Annotated in this window: 16 protein-coding genes and 1 tRNA gene; 1 reads left to right on the plus strand and 16 read right to left on the minus strand. The window is 54.3% G+C overall.

Annotated features, from left to right (window positions below; translation table 11 throughout):
- Window positions 1-491: 491 nt before the first annotated feature.
- The 9 genes from OLM33_08365 to lepA all read right to left on the minus strand — a co-directional run bounded on the left by OLM33_08365 (window position 492) and on the right by lepA (window position 9,342).
- A tRNA-Ile gene (locus OLM33_08365) sits at window positions 492-568 on the minus strand.
- Window positions 569-575: 7 nt separating this feature from the next.
- Window positions 576-755: a ferredoxin gene (locus tag OLM33_08370; GenBank protein ID MCW1713669.1), complete on the minus strand. Its 180-nt coding sequence runs from the start codon at window positions 753-755 to the stop codon at window positions 576-578.
- A gap of 71 nt (window positions 756-826) precedes the next feature.
- The gene (locus OLM33_08375) at window positions 827-1,627 is read right to left on the minus strand and encodes a phosphoribosyltransferase family protein (GenBank protein ID MCW1713670.1); all 801 of its coding nucleotides are present in this window, start codon (window positions 1,625-1,627) and stop codon (window positions 827-829) included.
- Window positions 1,628-1,633: 6 nt separating this feature from the next.
- Window positions 1,634-2,494 carry a 4-diphosphocytidyl-2C-methyl-D-erythritol kinase gene (locus OLM33_08380; GenBank protein ID MCW1713671.1) on the minus strand — a complete coding sequence of 287 codons (861 nt, stop codon included), beginning with the start codon at window positions 2,492-2,494 and terminating at the stop codon, window positions 1,634-1,636.
- A gap of 77 nt (window positions 2,495-2,571) precedes the next feature.
- Complete coding sequence (locus OLM33_08385; GenBank protein ID MCW1713672.1) at window positions 2,572-2,817, minus strand: Veg family protein; 246 nt, start codon at window positions 2,815-2,817, stop codon at window positions 2,572-2,574.
- Between the two features lie 131 nt (window positions 2,818-2,948).
- Window positions 2,949-4,862, minus strand: coding sequence for a selenocysteine-specific translation elongation factor (selB, locus tag OLM33_08390; GenBank protein MCW1713673.1), 1,914 nt, complete (start codon window positions 4,860-4,862; stop codon window positions 2,949-2,951).
- Window positions 4,855-6,291, minus strand: coding sequence for an L-seryl-tRNA(Sec) selenium transferase (gene selA, locus OLM33_08395; protein ID MCW1713674.1), 1,437 nt, complete (start codon window positions 6,289-6,291; stop codon window positions 4,855-4,857). Before selA ends, selB begins: the two co-directional genes overlap by 8 nt.
- Before the next feature lie 97 nt (window positions 6,292-6,388).
- Window positions 6,389-7,531, minus strand: coding sequence for a radical SAM family heme chaperone HemW (hemW, locus tag OLM33_08400; GenBank protein ID MCW1713675.1), 1,143 nt, complete (start codon window positions 7,529-7,531; stop codon window positions 6,389-6,391).
- Window positions 7,531-9,342 carry a translation elongation factor 4 gene (gene lepA / locus OLM33_08405; GenBank protein ID MCW1713676.1) on the minus strand — a complete coding sequence of 604 codons (1,812 nt, stop codon included), beginning with the start codon at window positions 9,340-9,342 and terminating at the stop codon, window positions 7,531-7,533. Before lepA ends, hemW begins: the two co-directional genes overlap by 1 nt.
- A gap of 133 nt (window positions 9,343-9,475) precedes the next feature.
- Between lepA and OLM33_08410 the strand changes: the two genes are divergently transcribed.
- The gene (locus tag OLM33_08410) at window positions 9,476-10,582 is read left to right on the plus strand and encodes a PQQ-binding-like beta-propeller repeat protein (GenBank protein ID MCW1713677.1); all 1,107 of its coding nucleotides are present in this window, start codon (window positions 9,476-9,478) and stop codon (window positions 10,580-10,582) included.
- Between the two features lie 499 nt (window positions 10,583-11,081).
- Here OLM33_08410 and OLM33_08415 read toward each other — a convergent pair whose 3' ends face one another.
- The 7 genes from OLM33_08415 to thrC all read right to left on the minus strand — a co-directional run bounded on the left by OLM33_08415 (window position 11,082) and on the right by thrC (window position 19,327).
- Window positions 11,082-12,377 carry an amidohydrolase gene (locus OLM33_08415; GenBank protein MCW1713678.1) on the minus strand — a complete coding sequence of 432 codons (1,296 nt, stop codon included), beginning with the start codon at window positions 12,375-12,377 and terminating at the stop codon, window positions 11,082-11,084.
- A gap of 36 nt (window positions 12,378-12,413) precedes the next feature.
- On the minus strand, window positions 12,414-13,628 hold the full coding sequence (gene lysA / locus OLM33_08420; protein MCW1713679.1) for a diaminopimelate decarboxylase: 1,215 nt from the start codon (window positions 13,626-13,628) through the stop codon (window positions 12,414-12,416).
- A gap of 119 nt (window positions 13,629-13,747) precedes the next feature.
- Window positions 13,748-14,923, minus strand: coding sequence for an NAD-dependent malic enzyme (locus OLM33_08425; protein MCW1713680.1), 1,176 nt, complete (start codon window positions 14,921-14,923; stop codon window positions 13,748-13,750).
- Between the two features lie 170 nt (window positions 14,924-15,093).
- Window positions 15,094-16,086 carry an aspartate-semialdehyde dehydrogenase gene (locus OLM33_08430; protein MCW1713681.1) on the minus strand — a complete coding sequence of 331 codons (993 nt, stop codon included), beginning with the start codon at window positions 16,084-16,086 and terminating at the stop codon, window positions 15,094-15,096.
- A 9-nt stretch (window positions 16,087-16,095) separates the two neighbouring features.
- Window positions 16,096-17,328: an aspartate kinase gene (locus tag OLM33_08435; protein MCW1713682.1), complete on the minus strand. Its 1,233-nt coding sequence runs from the start codon at window positions 17,326-17,328 to the stop codon at window positions 16,096-16,098.
- On the minus strand, window positions 17,328-18,290 hold the full coding sequence (gene thrB / locus OLM33_08440) for a homoserine kinase (GenBank protein MCW1713683.1): 963 nt from the start codon (window positions 18,288-18,290) through the stop codon (window positions 17,328-17,330). The genes OLM33_08435 and thrB overlap by 1 nt, the downstream gene beginning before the upstream one ends.
- Window positions 18,287-19,327, minus strand: coding sequence for a threonine synthase (gene thrC / locus OLM33_08445; protein ID MCW1713684.1), 1,041 nt, complete (start codon window positions 19,325-19,327; stop codon window positions 18,287-18,289). The genes thrB and thrC overlap by 4 nt, the downstream gene beginning before the upstream one ends.
- Between the last annotated feature and the right edge of the window lie 25 nt (window positions 19,328-19,352).

The following is a 19,352-nucleotide window of genomic DNA, read 5'->3' on the forward strand; positions in this document are numbered from 1 at the left end:
GCATATGAGATAGATCTGCTTGCCACGGTGATCGAACATAAAAAAATCTCCCCTTCATGGTAACTTGTTGGGGAGACTTTATATGAAGAATATTATTACTCACAGGTGCGGATGGTTTGACGCTTACCTCTTGTCAACGTGCAATTGGGGCATCTCGCGGCGCTGACTTAGCAACATTTATGATCCTTCGCTTCAACGTATGCACAATACGTCTTAGATAGTAACACCGCATGTTGCGTCGCTATCATCTCCGATCTGCCCCAATTGCATAATATGCTTTGAAAAAATCCGCTGCGCGTTGCGTCGTTGTCACTCGCTCTAAATCCCAATTGCGATGGTGAAGTGCGGCATAATGATGCCTCGGGAAGCTGCGACAAAAACGTTCGCGGGAAGCAGCTGGGAAGCAGTCGTAGGGGCCAGGGACAGGGGCCGCGAATTCTCCGCCGCAGAGGTAAAAAAATACCCCGCTCTGCGGCGGGGTTTTGATTGTCTGGTGGGCCCATCAGGAATCGAACCTGAAACCATCCGGTTATGAGCCGGGAGCTCTAACCAATTGAGCTATGGGCCCTCATTTGTCAGTCTATGGTGATAGCTGATACAGGACAGCTGTCTGCAGCCTCTTTGGCACAGTCAGTAATTTCCTGAGAAATAACCATGCCCTTTCCTTCGTCTTCGTCAAGCTTGAAAACTTCGGGGCAAAGCTGGACACATACACCGCAACCTATACACTCATCAAGGTTGATCTTGATACCCATGACATGGTCACCTCCCTTCCGGCGTAAGATTCTACGCTAAGAATGGGATTACGTCAAACGGTATTTTAAATTTATTTATCGGGTGTTACAAAAAGATTTGCCTGCCCCTGACTGTGCGAAAGGGTCAGAAGTGACCTGAATTCGGGTACAGCCTTTATTTCAGGCTCTTCTGAGGCAATGAAGATACCCACCCCGACAACTTCGGCATCAAACTGTTTGGCCATCAGCAGCATTCCCGCAGCAGTGCTCCCGCCCCTCATGAAGTCATCTACGATCAGTACGCGGCATCCTCTCTTGAGCTGTCTTGTGCCGATATACATCGTTTTAACGTCGCCACTTGCTGTCGGGTAGTGGACTCCTACTGCGGAGCCGTCACTGGGCCTGTTCCTGAATCTGCAGACCGCAAGAGGGACTCCCATTGCGTAAGCCGCAAACATTGCGACAGGGATCCCTTTGACCTCAGATGTCATCACGACGTCAGGCTGCGAGCCCGGGAAAAGCGAAGACATCGCGTATCCGAGGGACAGGGCTATCTCAGGATTAAATATCAGGTCGCTGTAATAGATGAGTCCTCCCGGCAGATACCTGTCTTTGTCGGCAAGCGTCTCCGCTATGTTCTGCAGCATCTTCGCCCTGTATTCTCCGGTACAGAGGGGGATGAACCGCGCGCCTCCGCTGCGGCCCCGGTCCACCTGCATCTGGCCGAAGCCCTCGGCTGTCATTGCGGAGTTGATCACTTCGACATCGTCGCTGATCACAGTTTTTGATACGTTGAATTTGCCTGCCAGATCAGTCAGCGAGACAAGTTTGGAAGGAGTAAGCATAAACCTGGCTGCAAGCCTTACAAGTCTTTCCGTTCTTTGCCCTCTCATTGAGCATCACTCCAATTCCGTTGTTTTTATTACCCAGTCTTCCCGATCCAGCAAAGAGATCGCCCTTCTGCTCAGTTCTCCGTCGTCGAATACCATAAAAAAAGCGCTTCCGCTCCCCGAGAGCCCCCATGCAAGCGCTCCGGAGCTCTCTGCCGTTTCAAAGGCCCTGAAGTACTCGGGACGGCCTTTTGACACCACTTCAAGAAAATCGTTGGGCAGGAGACCTGCGGCCTGACCCGCCCGCAATTTGCGAAGTATCTCAAAGGCTTCCGTCTCGTACTCTTCGGGGCACAGAGATACCCTCGCTTCCCTGCGAAGATCATCGATCCCCCTGTACGCGGCGGAAGTGTCAGATCTCCAGTACGGGAACCCTATGATCCACCTCAGACCTTTCAGCGGGCTCTGCGGCCGTATCTTCTCTCCCAGCCCTTCGACCAGGGCAAGGCCGGCATCTCCGGCAAGAAACGGAATGTCGGCCCCTACTGAAGAGAGAGAGCCGTTTTCAATGTCAAGGTCATAGTAAGCCTTTAGGTGCATCAGAAGCGCCGCAGCGTTGCCGCTGCCGGCTCCTATGCCGCTTCCCGCGGGAAATTCCTTTGTCAGGCGCATCCTCAGCGGGGGAATTATGGGAGAGCGGCTCCTCGCCCATTTCAATGCCCTGAAAAGGATATTTTCACCGCTGATCTTCATGCCCCTGACATCCAGAATGTCACCTATATTTTCATTGCCATGAGGCTGAATTGTCAACCCTTCTATGCCTTTTTTCTTCCAAAACAGAGAAATAATTTCATGGTAGCCGTCAGGTCTTCTTGAAAGGACCCTCAATGTCAGGTTGATCTTGACCGGGCTGATGTATGATCCATTCATTGCTGTCACCTCTGCCGGAATTGTTCCTCCAAAAAAAACATGCCCTGGCAAAAGCCAGGGCATGTGATCCTCACCGTTTAGAAAAGACTTTCCCCGCTTGACTCCAGCTGCACCTCGACCTCTCTTGTAAGGAGATCGGCATAACTGAAGGATACTGTGCTCTGCTGAGATTCAATATAGACAGTAAAAAGACTTGGATATGTCTCCTGAATGACCCCGTTGCGCTCTTCAACTTTTCTGCGTCCGTTCGCGGCTCTGTAAAAGATCCGGGACCCTTTGTGCAGACGCACAAGTTCTCTAATTGTATCCAAAGAATGCGCCATACACTTCACCTCCGACCCATAGTCGGACTATTGTACATCAATTTCAGATAAATATCAAGTTTTCAACAATATTTACTAATTGAAACAATCAGGGCTGTAACAGCACAAAGCTTTCATCACCCAAACAGGCCTCACTTTTTCAGGAGCAGCCTTTTGTCACCCACTCTGCGCGTGACACCCTTACTGTCAAAATATTCCAAAATCGGGAGGATATATTTTCTGCTGCTGTCAGTCAGGTCGCGGACTCCGGCAAGGGTTATCTCTCCCCCGATCCCGGCAAGTTTTTTCCGCAGGTCTTCCTCTATGTCGGATAAGAGAAGATAGCCGTCCCCGATCAAGGCAAGGTCCTTTTTTTCTTTCAGGTATGTGATGATCCTGCTCATTTCCCTCTCCGAAATGCCGAGGGCCGCGCGCGCCTCTTCGATAGAAGGCATAGAGTATCCGGCTGAAAGGACAAACTCCCTGAGTCCGGAGACCCCGGAGAAAAATTTGGCCTCGTCAAAGGGTTCAAAATCTGAAAGCCTGTACCTGTCTCCGTCAAGGACCAGCCATTTGTCCCTGAGAAAGATCTTCAGCAGTTCCCTGAGGAAACGCGGGTCGCCCGCAGAGAGGCATTTTGCTGCCTCCTCAGCCTCCATGCCCTTGCGCTCGGGGTGTTCGGAGTGAAATTTTCTAAGTTCCGACTGAAGCAGCTCTTTAAAACGGCCGACCCTGCCCGAAGAGATGTAAAATGTCTCGCCTGTCTTTATCACATATATCCTGCCCTTTGCATCCAGACTCGATACTGCGCTTTCAAGGGCGTTTTTCTCCATTCCAAGCAGCGAAAGTGCCTCGCCCGTGCTCAATATACCTCTGTAGTCGATAAGGGCTGCAAAACGCTCCCTGTCGCTCTCTGCGGATGAGATCACGTTGAGGAACGAGAGAAGGGATGCCTTTGACGACTTGCTTTTGGGACGCCCGCCCAGCGGGAGGAGCACAATGCCTCCGGCTATCGTCCGCAGGGGGCTGTAGGTCCTGAGTATGAAGCGGGCTCCGCTGCTGACCGTTATCTCTTCTTCAGGGAGCAGCTGGGCCTGCGCATTCTCGCCGGGCAGTATCCTGTCTCTGTCAAGGAGAGATATCCTTGCAACAGTGTCTGTCGTCCCCACATGGAGCCTGAGCCTCTGCCAGTGCTCCACGGGATCGGTAAAGGAGGCAGGCACGCTTACACTGACGTCGATGCATCCCGTCGCAGAGAACATGTTCGGCGCCGCGAGGACGTCCCCTCTGCCTACCTTATCGAGGGATGTTCCTGATATATTTACTGCCACCCTCTGTCCCGCATAGGCCGTTGTGACGTTCTCGCCGTGCACCTGGATAGATCTCACCTTGGAAGGTAGGCGGGCAGGCATTATCTCCACCTCGTCGCCCTCTGAAACGGATCCTTTTATCGCGGTCCCCGTAAGGACCGTTCCGAATCCGGAAATATGGAATGCCCTGTCTACGGGCATAAAGAAAGCCCCGTTCCTGTCCTTCTGCTTTGATGAGAGGACCATCTTTTCTATTTCTGTCAGAAGTTCCTCTATGCCGTCACCTCTCAGGGCCGAAACGAGGATGATCGGCCTGCCTTCCAGGAAGGTGCCCGCGGTGAGCGAATAGACGTCGTCCTTAGCCAGTTCAAGCATCTCTTCATCCACCAGGTCTATTTTATTGATGACGGTAATGCCGTTCACTACGCCAAGAAGCGTCAGTATCTCAAGATGCTCCCTTGTCTGGGGCATGACACCGTCGTCTGCCGCGATGACAAGCATGACGGCATCGATGCCTGCCGCCCCCGCGACCATCTGTCTTATGAATTTCTCGTGGCCGGGAACGTCAATGATGCTTATGGTCTTTCCGGAGGGCAGGTCGAGCGGGGCGAATCCAAGCTCGATCGTCATGCCCCTCTTTTTTTCTTCAGCAAGCCGGTCACAGTCGACACCCGACAGTGCCCTCACGACCGCGGTCTTTCCGTGGTCTATGTGTCCGGCTGTGCCTAAGACGAACGGATATTCTCTCTCAATCAATGTTATCAGCCCTTGCTTCGTTAATGGCGAAGAGTTCCGTGAATCCCTCCAGGATCCTCTTTTCGTCCCTTTCTGAGACGGTGCGCATATGGAACATGATCCTGTCCCCTCCGGCTCCCGCTATGACCGGATATTCAAGGAGCCTGAGCTTTTCCGCAAGCTTACCCGCGCTTCCCAGTTCGGGCAGCCTCAGCGAGACAGCATATCCGGGAAGCACTGATCCGGGAAAAGACCCTCCGCCGACAGTGTCCTCTACGGGAACCACGTCCAGCATTACGGAGCGCAGGCGCGTACTGCCCAAAAGGGCGGAGAGCTTTCTCCTGAACCTAAGCGCCTGCCTCCTGATGTCTTCAGGGTCCCTGTTTATCATTCTGTAAGTCGGGATGGATGCGGTATTGCCTTTAAGATAGAGCCTCAGTGTCGCCTCGAAGGCGGCAAGGGTCATCTTGTCTACCCTGAGCGCCCGCAGCAGCGGATATTTTCTAAGTTTGCCGATGAGATCAGCCGATCCCGCTATCACGCCTGCCTGCGGTCCTCCGAGAAGCTTGTCGCCGGAGAAAGTTACGAGATCCACCCCTGCGTCAAGGCAGGACCTGACGGTCGGATCCCCGCTGCAGCATGAGGTCCCGGTATCGACGAGCATCCCGCTCCCCAGGTCTTCCATAAAGATCAGGCCCCTGTCATGGGCAAGTTTTGCGAGCTCTTCGCGCGGGACGGACGAGGTAAAGCCCTGCAGGCTGAAGTTCGATGGGTGTACCTTTAGTATCATTGCGGTATCTTGGGTAAGGGCTGATTCAAAGTCCTTGAAATGCGTCATGTTGGTCGTCCCGACCTCGACCATCCTGCTGCCGGAGAGCGCCATTATCTCGGGGATCCTGAAGGAACCGCCTATTTCGACAAGTTCCCCTCTGGAGATGACCGTCTCCCTGTCCTTCGCAAGCGCCCCGAGTGAAAGTATGACGGCTGCGGCATTGTTGTTTACAACTATGGCGGCCTCTGCGCCTGTGAGGCGGCAGATGAGCCACTCCACATGATCGTTTCTCTGCCCCCTGGATCCGGATGCCGGCGAATATTCAAGCGTCGAGTAGCACCCTGCCACACTTGATACAGCCTCCATCGCCTCTTTGGCCAGGAGAGATCTTCCGAGGTTGGTGTGAAGTACGACCCCCGTAGCGTTTACGACCGGCTTCAGGCTTTTATAGGCCCTTGTCTTGAGTCTCTTTTCCGCTTCAGCTGCAATTTTATCGCTGTCAAATGCCGTGTCGGGATCTTTGAGAATTTTTGCCCTCTGATCGTCGAGGACCCCTGAAATTACAGATTTAACAGGATCACGGCCGATCTCGGCCTCGTACCTGCCTATCCATGGCATCGAAAGGATCTTGTCCATCGATGGTATATTGCGCATGGCATTCTGGATCTTATCATTCAAGGGGAACCCCTCCCGGCGGTCAGATAAAATATGGGATCATCAAATCAAAGAACAACGGCCATCTACAGGAAACATTATAATGTACAGGCGCCCGGAATCAAACCAGTTCGGACCAGATCCTGTTGGCGACCCTCATTCCCTTTGGCGTCAGGGATATCCTGTTCCCGGAAACGGAGTACAGGTCTTCGGGGAAGGCCTCCAATAGTTTGATTATACGCGACTCTTCATCGGAACCGTATTTTTGGGCAAAGGCTTCCCTTTCTATCCCCTGTTTCATCCTGAGTGCCAGCACAGCCGCTTCTGAAGCCCTGCGGCTTCCCTTGAGCCTCTCACCCGAAGCTATAGCGCTGGCCCCTTTTTTCAGGGAGCCCGAATACCTGCTCAGCCCGGAGATGTTTTTGTAGCGCCACCCCTTGATGTGGCCGGAAGCGCCGGGGCCTATCCCAAGATAGTCCCCTTCTTTCCAGTAATTTATGTTGTGCCTGCTTTCATGTCCGTATTTCGCAAAATTAGCTATCTCATACTGCCCGAATCCCTTTAATGGCAGATACCACTGGCCCCACCTGTACGGCAGATAGCCGTCCGAAAGTTCATCCTCCGGCATTGAACCCCACTCTGTTCCGGGTTCGATAGTAAGCTGGTAGAGGGATATGTGCGCTATGCCGGAAGCCGCGGCCTGAGACAGTGTCCTGGCCCAGTTCCTGAAGGTCTGTCCGGGAAGCCCGAACATAAAGTCGGCATTGACTGAAAAGCCTGACGCGAGTGAGGCGGATATCGCCTCGCAGGCCCGCGCGGCGGTGTGAAGCCTGCCGAGCTGCGCCAGTTCAGCATCGTCGAAGCTCTGTACGCCGATGCTGACCCTTGTGGTGCGCCATTCCCTCCAGAAGAGCAGGTGATCTGCGCTGAGGGAGTTTGGATTTGCCTCGACTGTCACCTCTGAATCAGCATCGAACGTGAAGTGGTTCTCCAGCATCTCAGCGAGCCTGGCCCATTCGGGACCGCTCAGGACTGTCGGGGTACCTCCTCCTATGTAGCATGTCGCAAGTGACGGCCTTCCTATCCGCGCTTCCCACCAATGAAGCTCCCTTTCCACCATTTCAAGCCAAAGGTCTTTCTCACCTTCTGAAGGGACCTTGCTCTCAAAGGCGCAGTAGGGACACTTCCTTTCGCAGAAGGGTACATGAAGATAAAGTGAGAGCCCCCCTGCGGGAGGCTCGAAAGGGTTTGCGTTTCCTGACATTATTTCTCCTCTGACTTCGTGACATCCATGAACGCGAGGAAGGCTTCCTGAGGTATCGAGACCCTCCCCACCTGCTTCATGCGCTTCTTGCCCTCTTTCTGCTTTTCCAGCAGTTTCCGTTTTCTGGTTATGTCCCCCCCGTAGCACTTTGCGAGAACGTCTTTCCTGACTGCTTTTATGTTCATCCTTACGATGACCTTTTTCCCTACCGCAGCCTGTACGGGTATCTCAAAAAGCTGCCTCGGTATGAGTTCCTTGAGCTTCCCTACAACTGCATGCCCCCTGTGGTATGCCTGGTCAGCGTGACAGATGAAGGAGAAGGCGTCCACAGGCTCATCCTGCAGAAGAAGGTCCACCTTGACGAGGTTGGCCGTCCGGAAGCCTATGTGGTCGTAGTCGAGGGAGGCATAACCCTTTGTGCACGACTTGAGCTTGTCGTGGAAGTCGAGTATGAATTCCGCAAGCGGCATGTCGTAAGTGAGCCTCACCCTTTCGGGCGTTATGTAGTCCATGCTGACATAAGTGCCTCTCTTGTCCTGGCAGAGCTGCATGGCGGCACCGACAAACTGTTCCGGGATAAATATCGTCAGCTTGATGAAAGGCTCCCTTATCTCCTCGGTTTTGACCTGTTCCGGGAAGTCCGAAGGCTTATGCGCCTCTATTATATCCTGATTGGTCAGCACTATCTGGTATACGACGTTGGGGGCTGTTGCGACCAGATCGACGCCGAACTCCCTGCTGAGCCTTTCCTTCGCTATCTCCATGTGGAGCAGGCCAAGGAAGCCGCAGCGGAATCCGAAGCCCAGCGCGGCGGAGTTCTCCGGTTCAAAGCTGATCGCCGAATCGTTGATCTGCAGTTTTTCAAGGGCCTCCCGCAGCTGGTTTATGTCCTCCCTTTCCACGGGGTAGAATCCGCAGAAAACGACGGGCTTCACCTTTCTGTACCCCGGCAGCGGGACCGTTGCCGGACGCCTTGCCTCTGTGATGGTATCGCCCACGCGGGCCTCTTCTATGGACTTGACACTCGCGGCGATGTATCCGACCTCGCCCGGCCCCAGCTCCGAGACCTTGACCATGTCGGGCCTGAATATCCCTACCTCGTCAAGCTCATAGTCACGGCCTGTCGCCATAAACCTTATGTTCTTTCCGGGCTGGAGGGTGCCGTTGACGACCCTTACATAGCAAATGACACCCTTGTAGTTGTCATATACCGAGTCAAAGATAAGGGCCTGTAGGGGGGCATCGGGATCACCCGACGGCGCGGGGACATCACGTACTATCCGCTCAAGGAGGTCCGCTATCCCCTCTCCTGTCTTTGCGCTTACGCTGACTGCGTCGTCGGCGTTTATCCCTATGATATCCTCCAGTTCTTTTTTCACCCTGTCGGGCTGCGCCGAAGGGAGGTCTATCTTGTTGAGGACGGGGATAAGCTCGAGGTTAAGGTCTATCGCAAGGTAGCTGTTCGCGACAGTCTGGGCCTCGACACCCTGAGCGGCGTCGACGACCAGGACGGCGCCCTCGCACGCAGCCAGTGAACGCGACACCTCGTATGTAAAATCGACGTGACCGGGAGTGTCAATGAGGTTGAGGATGTATTCCCGTCCGTCCCCGGCAGTGTAGTTCATCCTTACAGGGACAAGCTTGATTGTTATGCCGCGCTCCCGCTCAAGTTCAAGCATGTCGAGCAGCTGAGCCTTCATGTTCCTGCCGTCGATCGTACCCGTCTCCTCAAGGAGACGGTCGGCAAGCGTCGACTTGCCGTGGTTGACGTGGGCTATTATGCTAAAATTTCGGATCTTATCGAGGATCATTTCTGTCACTCCTTCAGTCAGCAGTATATTCTAGCCGAAAAAGCACCTCTTTATCAATCATTCTTTTTTACGATGGAAAAATCCGTAAAAGAGTTTATCCTGTCAATATCAATTCCGAGAGGGGCAATATAGATTGGACCGTATAAAACTGAACATTACCGTATGTCTGCTGTTTCTGACACTCGCACTGCAGCTCCCGGCTTCGGCGCAGGACTGGCCGATGTTCCGCGCAAACATCCGCAGGACCGGGAATGCCGCCGACATTGCCGCCGGCGCAGATCTCGCCGGGAGAAAGGACTGGACCGTAAAGATCCCCGATGCCGTCAGGTCTTCGCCTGCGATCTTCAACGATTCGATAATATTCGGATCCAATAACGGCAACATCTACTCAATGGATCTTTATTCCGGAAAGATCAAATGGACCTTCCCCACAGGCAACTGGGTCGTATCCTCCCCCGCCATAGCTGACGGCAAAGTTTTCGCAGGGAGCTACGACAGCAGGATGTACTGCCTGGACGCAGATACCGGGAAGATGATATGGAAATTCACGACTCACAACAGCATACATTCCTCCCCGGCAGTCGCTGACGGAATCGTCTACTTCGGCTCAAACGACGGCTTTGTCTATGCCGTTGACATAAAGACAGGCTGGCAGAAGTGGAGGTACAAGACGGAGCGGGCGGTGCAGGGATCCCCTGCTGTATCCGGGGGAGTGGTCTATGTCGGCAACGATGAGGGCAAGCTCTTCGCCCTGGATGCCGCCTCCGGAAAGCTAAGGTGGCGTGCCGTAGTCGGAGGACCGATAGTTTCCGCGCCTGCCGTTAAAGACGGCCATCTCTACTTCACAAGCCAGGACGGGAAGATCTACTGCGCGAGGATCAAGCATCAGGCGGTCATATGGAACTATGACTCAAAGGCGCAGATCGAGACCTCCCCCCTTGTCGAGGACGGAAGGGTAGTATTCGGCAACATCAGGGGGTGGGTCACCTCGCTTGACGCGCTTACCGGATCACCGGTCTGGAAATACAAGGCCAATGAGTCCGTCTACTCATCCCCGGCCGCGTTTTCAGGGAAGATTTTCTTCGGGACCAACAGCGACGTCCTGGTCTGCCTTGACGGAAAGACAGGCAGCGTAGTCTGGAGGGCCCCCTTCAACGCCGACGTACTGACCTCACCCGCAATAGCAGGGGACAGGATAGTGGTTGCTGGGGCGGATGGTAAGGTTTGCACCCTACAATAGGGCAATTGGGATTTATAGCGGCGCTAACTTAGCAAAGCTTGCGGAGCCACACTTCGACGTATTGATATACGCCTTTGTGTGACTCCGCTGCGCGTTGCGTCGTTATCACTCGCTCTAAATCCCAATTGCGGCAATTTGGGGCATCTCGAATCCCTAGCTTAGCAACATTTGCGGACTCTCGCTTAGACGTATGCCCAATACGCCTTCGCGAGGGTCCACTGCATGTTGCGTCGCTATCATCTCCGATCTGCCCCAATTGCGGCTGGCAGAGCTGGCTTTGGAAGGCTGGCGGCCAGGTCGCCCGCCGGGGAATTTGCAGCCTCCTGGCTGCGGTGAATTCGCATCCTTCGGCCGCTGGAGAATTTGCTCGCTCCGCAGCGTTTCTCAGCTGCAAATTCTCCGCGGCATGACCCACGCCGCAATTCCCCGACCCTGCCCCTTGGCCACTACGACCGTTTGACGACAGTTTGACCACGTTTGACGATTGTTTGACGGTATATTACGACCGCTCAGCCGTTTTTTTGCCATTCAGCAAAAAAACAGTCCTGTAAAGCACTCCCAGTGCTATGCCCATCGCGTTCTCGTCGAAGTCGAAATGATCGTTGTGGTGGCCTGCTTTTGTGTCTGCTCCGATGCCTATATAGGTGGCTTTGCCGCCCCTCTCCTGTACCCTTTTCATCAGCCAGCAGGCGTCGTCGCTTCCGGCCATCGGCTGTATCAGTTCTCTCCTGTTTACTCCCCTTACTTTGGCTGCGGCTTCCATTACGGTCCGGGCCAGATCGGGGTCGCTGCTTGCGCTTATGGCCTCACCGCACTTCCGGGTGGTCAGTTTTACATCGTACATCTCGGCAGCGCCGTTCAGGATCCTCATGACTGCCCGGTATATGTAGAGAGCGGCATCTTCAGTCGCTCCCCTTGTCTCTATCTTCATGTGCGCGTTTGGGGGGACGACGTTTCTGCCGTCTCCGGCATTAAGCACACCGACGTTGGTCCTGACAAGGCCGTCTGAAGAGGGCGGGATGCCGTGGATGCTGAGCGCGGCGGAGGCGGCGGCCAGAAGGGCGTTTCTCCCCTTCTGGGGTTCGGCGCCTGCATGGGCACCGACACCTTTGTAGTCAGCATCGATCTTTGTCGAGTACAGAAACCCGTCAGTCCCTCCGAAGACTGTCCCGGTCGGATTGCCGAGTCCGAGGTGCAGCGTCAGGAAATAGTCGGCGTCATCGACTGACCCGGCCTTCAGGAATGCGTATCCGCCCCTCGCGCCCTCCTCCGCAGGCTGGAAGATGAAGCGTATTTTTCCTCTGAGAGAGTCTCTTTCGGCTGAAATGACCTCTGCCAGGGTCATCCCTACAGCGGCATGGCCGTCATGCGCACAGGCATGCATGCTGCCGTTGTTCACCGACCTGAAACCGCAGATGACCGGCAAATGCTCCGGATCCTCCGTCTCTGTGGTATCCACGCTGTCAATGTCAAAACGTATCGCAGTCAATGGTCCGGGTCTTCTTGTCTCTATCTCAGCAACAAGGCCGGTCAGCCCCTTCATTTTTTTTATGAGATCCGGGGAAGCTCCCTGCCGGATGGCTCTCTCTGTCTGAGCTTCGGTATCCGCTCCGCGTCCCATTACGTATTCGGGATCGACGAGATCACCGGCGAAGCGGATATCCATTCCGGCACCGGCCAGCGCTTCAGCTATCTTCGATGTAGTCCTGAATTCAGCCCATCCTGTTTCAGGGTACCTGTGGAGATCCCGTCTCCTCTCCACCATTCTGGCCAATGTCATTTCTTCTGAGTACATGGTGTGCCTCCCCTGTCAGTGATGTTCGGCGAACGGTCAGAAGTTCGCCATGAGGCTTTCGAGCGTATCCGCCTTACGGATGAGCCTCTCGGCCCCGTCCTCTGAAATAAGGACCTCTGCCGGGCGGAGTCTGCAGTTGTAGTTCGACGCCATTGAATAGCCGTATGCCCCGGCGTTCTTCACAGCGATGATGTCGCCTTCGGAAACGGGACCGATCTCCCTGTCGGAGGCCAGGATGTCACCGCTCTCGCATATGTTCCCCACTATCGTGGCCTCTGTCATGCCGTTCTCCGGTCTGTCGGAGGAGAGCACTTCTATCTCGTGGTACGAGCCGTAGAGCACAGGCCTCATCAGCACGTTGAAGCCTATGTCGGTGCCGACGTAGCATTTGCCGTAATTCGTCTTGACGGCATGTACGGTCCCGAGCAGGACTCCGCATTCGGCCGATATGTACCTGCCGGGTTCGCATTTGAAGCGTACCTCTTTATTGTCGTATTTCTGAAGGAAGGAGTCGATCTTCTCAAACATCATGCGGGCCAGCTCAGCGAGGTCAAGTCTCTTTTCTCCGGACCTGTACGGAACGCCGAAACCTCCCCCGAAATCGATGAATTCGAGGCCCGGGAAGTGCTCGGCTGCCATATCAAGGAGCGACCCCGCTGCATCGACATAGGGGGCCGGCTCAAGGAAAAGGGAGCCTATGTGCTGGTTTATGCCAGCCAGTCTAAGGCTGTATCTTTCAAGTATCTTTTTTACCTCCGGGCAGAATTCCCGCTGTACGCCGAATTTTGTATTATGGCCGGCCGTGATGACCTTGTCGCAGTGTCCGGCCCCGGTCCCGGGGTTGAACCTTACAGCGACTCTGCTCCCGGGAGATATCATGCCGAACTGTTCAAGCTGGGAGAGCGAATCTACGCTGACGAGTATCCCTCTCTCGATACAGCAGCTCATCTCTTCACGTGAGACGTTGTTTCCTATGTAGAAGATCTCTTTGGCGCCGAATCCGGATCTTTCCAGGACAAATATTTCACCGGGCGACATCGCATCTGCACTCAGCCCCTCCCCGCGAATGATCTTCAAAAGCGACGGGTTCGTGTTGGCCTTGACGGAATAACTGGGTGTGATCCTTCCGCGGAATGCAGTGAGCAGATCACGGCACCTCTCCCGCAGGATCTTTTCGCTGTAAACGTAAAGAGGGCTGCCGTATCTGCCGAGCAATTCCTGTGCTGTTTCAAGGTTTATAAACACATCCATCACTCACTTTTCCGATTATTTTCGCATTTATAGCGCATGTCCCCAAAAACTTGGTTTTCTGGGACATTATCTATCGTTGTCCAACCGCCATTGTCCAACCGCTTCGGACAAAAATATATTTATATCCTTGCGACGCCGCTTTCCCTTGCAGCCTGTGCCACTGCCACTGCGACAGCCTTGCCGACTCTCGGGTCAAAAGCAGCCGGGATGATGTAATCGGCTGAGAGTTCTTCGTCCGGGATAAGACCTGCGAGGGCTCTTGAAGCCGCTATCTTCATAGCGTCATTTATGTCGCCGGCCCGTACGTCGAATGTCCCCCTGAATATCCCGGGAAAGGCCAAAACGTTGTTTATCTGGTTTGGAAAATCGCTTCTTCCTGTTGCTATCACTGCGGCACCAGCTTCTCTTGCCTCATCCGGGAAAATTTCCGGAGTAGGATTGGCGCAGGCAAAAACGATCGCCTTGTCGGACATTGACCGGACCATTTCTTGTGTAACTGTCCCGGGAGCCGAGACACCGATAAAAATATCAGCCCCTGTCATAGCATCCGCCAAAGTCCCCTTTTTCCCGGACCTGTTGGTTTTTTGGGCCATTTCATTTTTTATCCAGTTCATGCCGTTTGCTCTGCCTTCGTAAATGATCCCCGCGCGGTCACACAAAGTTATGTCAGGAAAACCGTCGCTTAAAAGGAGCCTGGTAATTGAGATGCTCGCCGCTCCGGCACCGTTGACCACTATTTTGACGTTCTCCTTCTTTTTCCCGACCACTTTAAGGGCATTGACCAGTCCGGCGAGTGTGATCACCGCTGTCCCGTGCTGGTCATCATGGAATATCGGGATGTCGCATCTCTCTTTGAGTTTTTTTTCTATTTCAAAACAGCGCGGTGCCGATATATCTTCGAGGTTGACGCCGCCGAAACTTCCTGAGATGAGCGCAATAGTATCAACGATCTCATCGACGTCTTTGCTTCTGATACAGAGGGGAAAGGCATCTACATCACCAAACGATTTGAAAAGGACACATTTGCCCTCCATTACCGGCATTCCAGCTTCGGGACCGATGTCTCCCAGGCCGAGGACTGCTGTTCCGTCAGTTACGACCAGGCAGAGGTTATGACGCCTTGTCAATTCATAACTTTTACTTATGTCCTTCTGGATCTCGAGACACGGCTGCGCGACCCCAGGCGTGTAGGCAAGGGATAGATCTTCCTTCGTTTTTACAGGAACTGTAGAAATTACCTCGATCTTTCCTTTCCACTTTTCATGAAGCTTTAAGGATTCTAATGCGTAGTCCATGATAATATTCATCCTTTCTTTAATGAAACAGCTTCCCTTTTTAATATTACTACTTCTTCAGACAAGACGCTATCCGGAGACAGCAAAAAGAAATAAGCAGAAAAAAGAGGCCCTCTTCCTGAGCGAAGAAGGACCTGTCTGTATTCGTCCTGCTTTAAGTTCCGGGTATGCTACAGCAGTTCCGCTATCTGCACGGCGTTGAGCGCAGCCCCCTTGCGGAGGTTGTCGGATACGACCCACATTGAGACCGCGTTGTCGAGTCCTGTGTCTCTCCTTATCCTTCCCACATAGACCGCATCTTTACCTGCGCCGCTTACGGGCATGGGATAGAGCGCGTTTTGGGGATCGTCTTCCACTGCCACTCCCGGCGCGGAGCGGAGGACCTCCCTGGCCCTGCAGGGCGAAAGCTCCTTCTCGAACTGGGCGGTGATGCTCTCCCCATGGCAACGGAATATTGGAACTCTTACCGTTATTCCACTGACTTTCAGTCCGGACAGGTGCATTATCTTGCGCGATTCGTTGACCATCTTCCATTCTTCTTCCGATATTCCCTCATCATCAAATGCCCCTATGTGAGGCAGGAGGTTGAAGGCTATCTGATGAGGATAGACTCCGTCGTCCGGCGCGCTCTCACCCCGAAGGACGGCCTCAGACTGGTCCCTGAGGGTCTGTACGGCCTTCATGCCGGTGCCCGCGACAGACTGGTAGGTGCTGATATTTACATATCTGAGGCCGGCCTCTTTATGAAGTGGCCATAGTGCCACGACTGCCTGTATCGTCGAACAGTTGGGGTTGGCTATTATCCCCCTGTGTTCCAAGACGTCCCCGGGGTTTACCTCAGGAACCACTAGAGGGACTTTTGGATCCATCCTCCAGGCGGAGCTGTTGTCTATGACCACGGAGCCCGAATCGGCTGCTGCAGGAGCCCACTTACGTGAGGTCGATCCGCCGGCGGAAAAGAGCGCTATGTCAACATTTCTGAAAGAATTTTCAGAGACTGCCTCGACAGTTATCTCTTCCCCCCTGAAAACTGCCTTCGTACCGGCAGATCTCGGCGATGCCAGCGGAATAAGCCTCGAAACAGGATAGTCCCTCTCTTCAAGGGTCTTGATCATCTCCCTGCCGACAAGCCCCGTTGCTCCTAGGATCGCTACGGATCTCATTTTCTCCATTTAGAATGACGCCTCCTCGATAAAGTGTTCATGGAGGGCCTTGACGGCGTCCTTCGCCCTGTTGGAGCCCACTATGCATGTAAGCGCCAGGGCCGTGGAAGCGATCATCTCTATGTTGATCCCCTCTTCTGCCAGGATCGTGAACATCTTCGAAGGGATCTCGGGATGGTTTGCTATCCCCGCGCCAACGATCGTCACCCTCGCTATCTCGGTGTCAAAGGAGACCCCCTGCGCCTCGATCTCCCTGCATATTTCACGCGATACCTGTATGGCGGTCTCAAGGTTTGCCTTTTTGACGAGAAAACCGATGTCGTTTACTCCGCCCCTCATGTTGTTCTGGATTATCATTTCAGCGCCCACACCGTTTTTGGCCAGGCTGCTGAAAAGGCGCGCGGCCACGCCTGGGATATCCGGGACTCCCAGCAGGACCACCTTTGCCACCTCTGAATCGTGCACCACAGCTTTTATTATAAGACCTTCTGTTACCGGATTGCTCATCACCCAGGTACCCTCCTCTTCTGAAAAACTTGAACCCACATAGAGCGGGATGTTATAACGGGCCGCCATTTCAACGCTTCGCGCCTGAAGGACGTTCGCCCCCTGAACAGCCATCTCCATGCACTCTTCAAAACCAATCCTGTCGATCTTTACGGGTTTTTTGACCACTCTTGGATCTCCCGTCATAATGCCCCTGACATCCTTTAGCAGCTGGCAGGATTCGGCACCGAGAGCTCCGGCTATCGCTACTGCTGACAGGTCAGAGCCCCCCCTTCCGAGGGTTATGACGTCCCCGCTGTCTGTAATGGCCTGGAAACCTGTGATGACTGCCACTATACCCTCGTTGAGCGCTCTTTCGACGTTCTTGGGCTCGATGCTGTATATCCTGCCCTCCATCGGGAAGCCCTCAGCTTTTATACCCGCCTGAAGCGCGGTGAACGACTGCGCCGCGAGCCCAAACTTCTGCAGTGCGAGGGCAAGCAGAGCCACGCTCTGCTGCTCTCCCGTGGCCAGGAGCTGGTCCATCTCACGCCCGTTGTTTGTGTTAGCGACGTCTTTCGCGAGAGCCAGAAGGTCGTCAGTCATGTTGCCCATTGCGGATACGACTACGGCTACCCTGTACCCGCTGTCGCGGACTTTTTTCACTATCTGGGCGACATGCCTCATCCTTTCGGGTCCCGCTACGGAGGTCCCGCCGAATTTAAGTACAGTCAGAGGGAGTTCCGCGTAATTCATTATTTGCGCCTCCATACTTCGCTGACCGCATCCTTAAGCCCCATGTCTACCGCCACCTGCGGCCCGTGCGCGCTGCTGTCAAGCACAAAGAACTGTGACCTTACCCCGTGCTCCGTAAACGTCTTGCACATCGCCTCGGCGACCCTTTGAGTTGGGCCGTTGACCAGCGCTATTACGGACGGGCCCGAACCGCTTATCGCGACACTCAGACATTCCGGCAGATCGCGTACCCGTGAGAAGATGACCTCTCCGCCGCTGAACAGCTTGCTTCTGTACTGCTGATGGAGCCTGTCATCCATGCCCCATTTGAGGTATTCCCATTTGCCTGTTGCCCACGCAGCGGTAAGCAGGGCCGCCCTTCCGAGATTGAATACGGCGTCTTCGAAGGGAACCTGTTTGGGAAGGGCCTTTCTTGCATCGGATGTCTTCACCCTCTCGTCGGGAACTGCGACAACGCAGAGAACTTCCGGAGGAAGAGCGGGGAGCCTGACATACCTCAGATCATCTCCGTCCCAGCAGCTTACCACCATGCCTCCCAGAAAACATGGCGCTACATTATCCGGATGCCCCTCTATCATCGTCATAGTCCTGAGAAGCTCTTCCTCGCCCGCATCATGGCACGTCAGGTGCTTTGCTATAAGCACACCGGCCACGACCGCACCGGCAGAGCTTCCGAGGCCGCGGCAAAGGGGGATGATGTTATGACACCAGAGCGATAATCCGGGGCCTTTCACACCCCATCTTTTGCAGGCCTCTTCGTATGCCCTGACCACAAGGTTGGCTGAAGGGTCGGAGAGCTCTCTGGCTCCTTCGCCGTGAGCCTCGATCCTGTACTCATTTTCGGGCAGGAGTTCCATCACTTTAAATATGTTGTAAAGGGAGACCGCCATGCCTATCGTGTCAAAACCCGATCCCAGGTTTGCGCTTGTGGCGGGTACCCTCAGGGTGATGAGTGGGATCAACCTTTCATCACCTCCAGGAGTTCATCAAGAGAATCTCCGATCTCTATGGGCCTTCCGACCTGAGACATCGCTGTATCGGGATCTTTGAGCCCGTTGCCGGTAAGGACCATGACGACCTTTATGTCCTTAGGCAGGCGTCCCTGCCTCTTTAGCTTAAGAAGTCCGGCGAGAGGCGCGCATGATGCGGGTTCCGCGAAGATGCCGCCTTTTGATGAAAGGTAATACTGTGCAGAGAGTATCTCTTCGTCTGTGACGGAGTTAAACTCTCCTCCCGATCCCCTTACCGCATCTTTGGCAAGGTGCGCGCTCACAGGATTTCCTATCCTGATGGCCGTGGCCAGTGTTTCCGGCATGGGACAGGGCTCTCCTGTGACCAGAGGCGCGGCGCCCGCAGCCTGGAAACCCATCATCCTGGGCAGTGCCTTTATCTTACCCATCTCTTCATACTGTCTGTAGCCTGCCCAGTAAGCGCTGATGTTCCCCGCGTTGCCGACAGGGATGGCGTGCCAGTCCGGAGCAGATCCAAGAACGTCACAGACTTCCCACGCCCCGCTCCTCTGTCCCCATAGCCTGTATGGATTGACGGAATTCACTATTGCGAATCCTTTTGTATCGGCGGCTTCCCTGGCCATTTCAAGCGCCCTGTCAAAGTTTCCTTTCACAGCTATTACTTTGGCTCCGTACATCAGTGCCTGTGCAAGCTTGCCAAGGGCGACCTTTCCGGCGGGAAGGAGGACGAAGCACGGGATCTGCGCAGCAGCAGCGTAAGCTGCCGCAGAAGCGGATGTGTTGCCGGTAGATGCGCATACCAGCGCTTTGGCGCCTGACTCCAGTGCTTTTGCCACCGCCATGACCATTCCTCTGTCTTTGAATGAGCCCGAGGGATTGCAGCCTTCAAGCTTGCCCCACAGATCAATATCCATCTCTCTGCTTATCCTGTCGAGATGGACAAGCGGAGTGCTGCCCTCCCCCAGTGTTATCCGGGGGGTCTTATCCGTTACAGGAAGAAGTTCTGCGTATTTTTCGATAACTCCCATTTTGATTCCTCCTTAAAAAAATACC

The sequence above is a fragment of the Synergistaceae bacterium DZ-S4 genome (genome assembly GCA_025943965.1).
GTDB lineage: Bacteria > Synergistota > Synergistia > Synergistales > Synergistaceae > Caenicola > Caenicola nitritireducens.